General features: G+C 58.8%; 5 protein-coding genes. All 5 read left to right on the top strand.

Annotated elements, in window-relative coordinates; translation table 11 throughout:
* Nucleotides 1-853 (top strand): T6SS immunity protein Tli4 family protein (locus AC4HNJ_RS21435; protein ID WP_490481650.1); only part of this gene is annotated, 853 nt, incomplete at its 5' end.
* 137 nt (nucleotides 854-990) lie between these two features.
* Nucleotides 991-1,935: a T6SS immunity protein Tli4 family protein gene (locus AC4HNJ_RS21430; protein ID WP_490481649.1), complete on the top strand. Its 945-nt coding sequence runs from the start codon at nucleotides 991-993 to the stop codon at nucleotides 1,933-1,935.
* Between the two features lie 55 nt (nucleotides 1,936-1,990).
* Nucleotides 1,991-3,274, top strand: coding sequence for a hypothetical protein (locus tag AC4HNJ_RS21425; protein WP_490481648.1), 1,284 nt, complete (start codon nucleotides 1,991-1,993; stop codon nucleotides 3,272-3,274).
* A gap of 10 nt (nucleotides 3,275-3,284) precedes the next feature.
* Nucleotides 3,285-3,572 (top strand): PAAR domain-containing protein, encoded by a 288-nt coding sequence (locus AC4HNJ_RS21420; protein WP_490481647.1) that lies wholly within the window; start codon nucleotides 3,285-3,287, stop codon nucleotides 3,570-3,572.
* A gap of 82 nt (nucleotides 3,573-3,654) precedes the next feature.
* The coding region (locus AC4HNJ_RS21415) for a hypothetical protein (RefSeq protein WP_490481646.1) at nucleotides 3,655-4,966 on the top strand (1,312 nt) is incomplete at its 3' end.

Genomic DNA, 4,966 nt, shown 5'->3' with positions numbered 1-4,966 from the left:
CTCTAAGCTGGAGGAGCAACTCGTTGAACGAGCCCACGAATACAAGGCTGTTCGTATGGTTCGAACACCGGAGGATGATCGGTCATGGCGTAGAGCTGGCTACGACCCGGACAAGCTGTATGCGGCCACCCAATTAGTTGGTTTCGATGCCGATCCAACCTTGCAACAAGTGGTAATCGGTTACCACCCCGATCCCCAAAGTGCAAAGGTCAAGGCGGAGCTGCACAAATTAGTGGGTCATAGCGACTATATTTTCGACATCAATGAAGTCCCAGGCGCAAGCGCCTATCCGCGAACACAGCAAGTCCTGTGGAAAGCAGGCTCCTCCTTCCAACCCCTCGCTTCCGGCGAGCTGCCTCATGGCCCCGGCTTCTGCGTCGAAGGCGGCATGTTCGCCGACACCGGCAAGCCGCCGGTGCGGGAGGGCTTCACCCTCGTCGTGACCTTCACCGATCACCCGGACGTGCGCTTTACCATCGATGCCAGCGCCATCGATCAGGTGGACAAGGACGAACCGTCTTTGAAATTCCGCGTGGATAGCGAGCTGGGCATCCTACGTGCCAGCGTCAGTCATGTGCATGTACTCGAACGCGGCGAACTGACCGCAGCAGACCAGCACGGCTACCAGATTGCGCTCAGCGTTCCTAACGACCTGGTACCCCACACGCAGATGCGCAAATTCTTCTGGAGTGCTGACGGCGTGCCTAACGACGTCACGCGTCCCTTTATGGAAATCGACCTGACCATCCAGCCCACGGACCAAGGACAGACCACCATCACCAGCGATGCCGACGCCAAAGCGCTGTGGAAGCAGTTGCTGCAAGGCATCCGCATTCGTCCCGGAGCGGTGTGATGCCAGCAAGACGAGGGAGAGGGCCGATGCACTGCTTTGCACGCATGGCACTGATGTGTTTTGCCGCAGCGAGCGTCACCGCGTACGGACAAACATCCATGCCCTCTTCTTCCACGCCCCCCTTATGCATCGGCCGTTTGCTGATCGATTTGCCGCCCGATTCACAGGCATCGATCAGCACCAATTATCAGTGGATGGAATCGGAGACACCTGTGCGGGTGGGCTCCTTCTCTAAGCTGGAGGAGCAACTCGTTGAACGAGCCCACGGATATAAGGCTGTTCGCATGATTCGAAGTGCTGATGATGATGAGTTTTGGAAGGTAGCAGGATTCAACCCCGATAAGCTCTACGCACCAACTCAATTAGTCGGTTTTGAAACTGATTCAACATTGCAACAAGTCACGCTTGGTTACCATCCAGATCCCAAGAGCTCAAAAGTTATAGCTGAACTACATAAGGTGATAGATCAGAAGGATTATGTTTTTGATATCAATGAAGTCCCGGGCGCAAGCGCCTATCCGCGAACACAGCAAGTCCTGTGGAAAGCAGGCTCCTCCTTCCAACCCCTCGCTTCCGGCGAGCTGCCTCATGCCCCCGGCTTCTGCGTCGAAGGCGGCATGTTCGCCGACACCGGCAAGCCGCCCGTGCGGGAGGGCTTCACCCTGGTCGTGACCTTCGCCGATCACCCAGACGTGCGCTTCACCATCGATGCCAGCGCCATCGATCAGGTGGACAAGGACGAACCGTCTTTGAAATTCCGCGTGGATAGCGAACTGGGCATCCTGCGTGCCAGCGTCAGCCATGTGCATGTACTCGAACGCGGCGAACTGACCGCAGCAGACCAGCACGGCTACCAGATTGCGCTCAGCGTTCCTAACGACGTGGTACCTCACACGCAGATGCGCAAATTCTTCTGGAGTGCTGATGGCGTGCCTAACGACGTCACGCGTCCCTTTATGGAAATCGACCTGACCATCCAGCCCACGGACCAGGGACAGACCACCATCACCAGCGATGCCGACGCCAAGGCGCTGTGGAAGCAGTTGCTGCAAGCCATCCGCATTCGTCCCGGAGCGGTGTGATTCCGCATCCGGCGATTTATCGCACCGTTTTCATCACCTATGACACCAACCAGCCATGGCCGTTGATTTCTCCCTGCTTCCCTCTGAAAAGACACATGATCGCGCAGCGCCATCGCGCCGCTTCTGGACCATCGCGTTTTTTGTCATGGCCCTCAGCGGCATGTGCGCCGTGCTTCTCTGGTGGCCGAAGGACATGCCTACTAACACCTTGAGATTCTGGAGCACACTGATCCTGTTTCCGGTGGGCCTTTCCGTAGTGGTGATACTGCGCTGTTACAGCTTATACGCCGGCACGCAATCGGGCGTCGAAATAGACAACACGGTCGCAGATGATTACAAGGCAGACCTTTTCAAGGCAGCGAGCCTGCCCTTGGCCGTGCTTGGCGCCGCACATCGCATCTCGGCCGATGCACAAGAAAACTCTCCCGAACGGATCAAGCAAGGGGCCGTCGCTCTCAAGGCGCACGATTCCATTGCAAAAAAAGGCGAAGTCGTCAAAGCACGCTGGCTCAACGTGCCGGATGTGCAAAACATCCCCGGTAAAAAGGACGATGATCTGCAACGCCATCGCCTCGCGACAGCATGGCTGTTCAACCAATTGCTCGACGACCTTTTGCCGGCGATCCAGGCCCTTCCCGCACGGATACCGCTTACGGCGCGTCTCTGCGTAGCCAATGGCCTCAGTTCCAAAGCGAATGAAGCGCTGTGGTGGACGTGCTGGGATGAAAAGATGCCACGCCCGCTGGAGCTCGCACCAGCGGCGACACCGCCTGTCGACCTGATGCTGCTCGACCGCTGGATGGACCAGGCCCTCGCTGACGAGGACATGCATGTCATGCTTCTTGTTGCCATCCAGTTGAATCCACTGCTGGCGGCAACGCCTTCGGCAGGCGACGCCGAAGCAGGCACGGCATTGATGCTGGCGCCGGATGCCCTGGCACACGAATATCTGCTGACGCGGACATGCAACGTGCATCGTCCCGTGCGGGGTGCCGCAGATCGTCCCGCTGACGCATTGATACACGCCCTGCAATGGGGCGATGCCGACGCGAGTGGCATCGCTACAGCGTGGCAAACAGGGTTTGATGCGCAGCACGCAGACGCGCTGCGCGAAACAGCCGGGAAACTCGTCTTCAATCCACGCATGACAAACCTCGACCAGACCGTTGGGCGTACAGGCCTGGCGGCGCCGTGGCTGGCGTTGGCTTGCGCGGCGTCATCACCCTGCAGCGAATCCGACCAGCAAATGATTTTGGTGGGCTGCAATGACTCCGTGGATTGCGCCCTGTTGAACCACGCAAACGCCGCAGCGGCGGCAAGACCACGCACTCAAGCATAAGGAAACAGCAATGCGACGCTACGACATCTTCAAAGGCGACAAGACCACTTCTGGCGGAAAAGTTGAAGGCGGAAGCGATACGGACAAGCTGGATGACCGCGAACAGGCTTTCGAAAACGATCCGGTATGGTGTCCTGTCTGCAAAACCATGGGCAGCATCGAATGCACCGGCCCGCGCGTATCGACCAAAGGGCCCGATGGACGTGAAGCCGCCCTGAGTGACGACCTATGCAAGTGTCAATGCAGCCCTCGCCCTCGCCTGGTTTCATCGCAGCATGTCTCTTACGTAGACGTCTGATTGACGGACACACAACGCCATCCATCAGCACCATCACGCGCATCGCTACGGGATGTGACGTCCATGAAACGACCTGGAATCCATGAAGAAGCTACGGACAGACCTGATTTCCATTTCTTTGGTTAGCATCCTCATTGCCATCGCTATCATGCTGTGGGGTGATCGATTTGGCATCAAGACAGCGGAAGCACGCGCTTTCTGGCTATCTGTACTGTGCTGCATCGCGCTTGCCTTTATATTGATCGCGACAGTCAGTTACGCAGGCCGTTGGCTTGAAGCACTACGCACACTGCGCCTCTGGCTTGAACGCAACCGGCCCAAGATGGCAGGCACCACCCAGGCAAAGCTGCCCGCGTCAGGCGCATCCGGCTCTTTGCCGCGAAGCCATTTCGATGCCATGCGCTACGACTTGCAACAACGGTATGGATGGCGGTGGCGTTACCGCCAACCCTGGCTGCTGCTTACCGGGCGTGATGCCCTCATTAGGCAACTGTTGCCCGAACTCGCTAAACGCGGTTATTTGATCACCGAGCATGCAGTCCTCCTGTGGCGTGCCAGCGGTGCCGATGAGCAACCTGATCGTGCCTGGCTTAAGTCACTCTGCAAACTTCGCCGCTGCCGGCCCGTCGACGCCATTGTCCTGACCACGGACGCAGAAGCCGGCACGTCCGGCAACACTCAAGAGCGGTGGAGCACCGCCGGTGCATTGGCGTACACGGCGCATGCCTTGCGTTGGTCCGCGCCGGTCTACCTGCTTCATATCGCCGGTACGGAAGAAGCCGGTCAGGGGCGCATGCTGGTGGCCGGCTGCGAGTGCTCGCGTACGCCCGATGCCGCGGCTGTCGAAAGTGATCTGCTGACGCTTCGCGATCAATTGGCTCGTATCGGCGCGCAACATCTTTGCGCCAACCTTCAAGACAGCTACATCGCGCAGCTTTCCGTACGGATTGATACGCAGGCCAAGAAGCTGGCTGGCTATATCTCCCAACTGGCCGCGCGGCGCATTCCGATACGCGGCGTGTTCTTTGCGCCCTCCATGCCACGCGTATCCATCGCACGCGACTCCATGGATCATGCGTCGCTCGGTGTCTGGCCGCATTTAGGACGTCTCGCCCAACAGCATCGGGGCAGGCGCATGCGTATGCATCCGATTTCGATAATCTCGATTTCGTTCTTCGCCCTGCTCGGCCTGTGGACCACCGGCATGCTGATCTCTGCCACCACCAACGCCCGCGACCTGCAGCGCACGCAGGCGGTGGTTCGCACGCTGGGCCAGGGCGACGATGCCGCGCAGCTGCGCGCCTTGCTTGCCTTGCAGCAGCAAATCACCTTGTACGAAACCCGCGTGCAGCAGCATGCCCCGCTGAGCACGCGCTTTGGCCTCAATCACGATC

This window comes from Dyella sp. SYSU CM1112, from assembly GCF_058216415.1.
The sequence above is the reverse complement of the archived record's forward strand: the minus strand, read 5'-3'. Positions and strand labels throughout refer to the sequence as shown.

Excerpts from the sequence above, each read along its gene's own strand:
- AC4HNJ_RS21425 (WP_490481648.1), top strand. The coding sequence starts at position 1,991 with ATGGCCGTTGATTTCTCCCTGCTTCCCTCTGAAAAGACACATGATCGC.
- AC4HNJ_RS21420 (WP_490481647.1), top strand. The coding sequence starts at position 3,285 with ATGCGACGCTACGACATCTTCAAAGGCGACAAGACCACTTCTGGCGGA.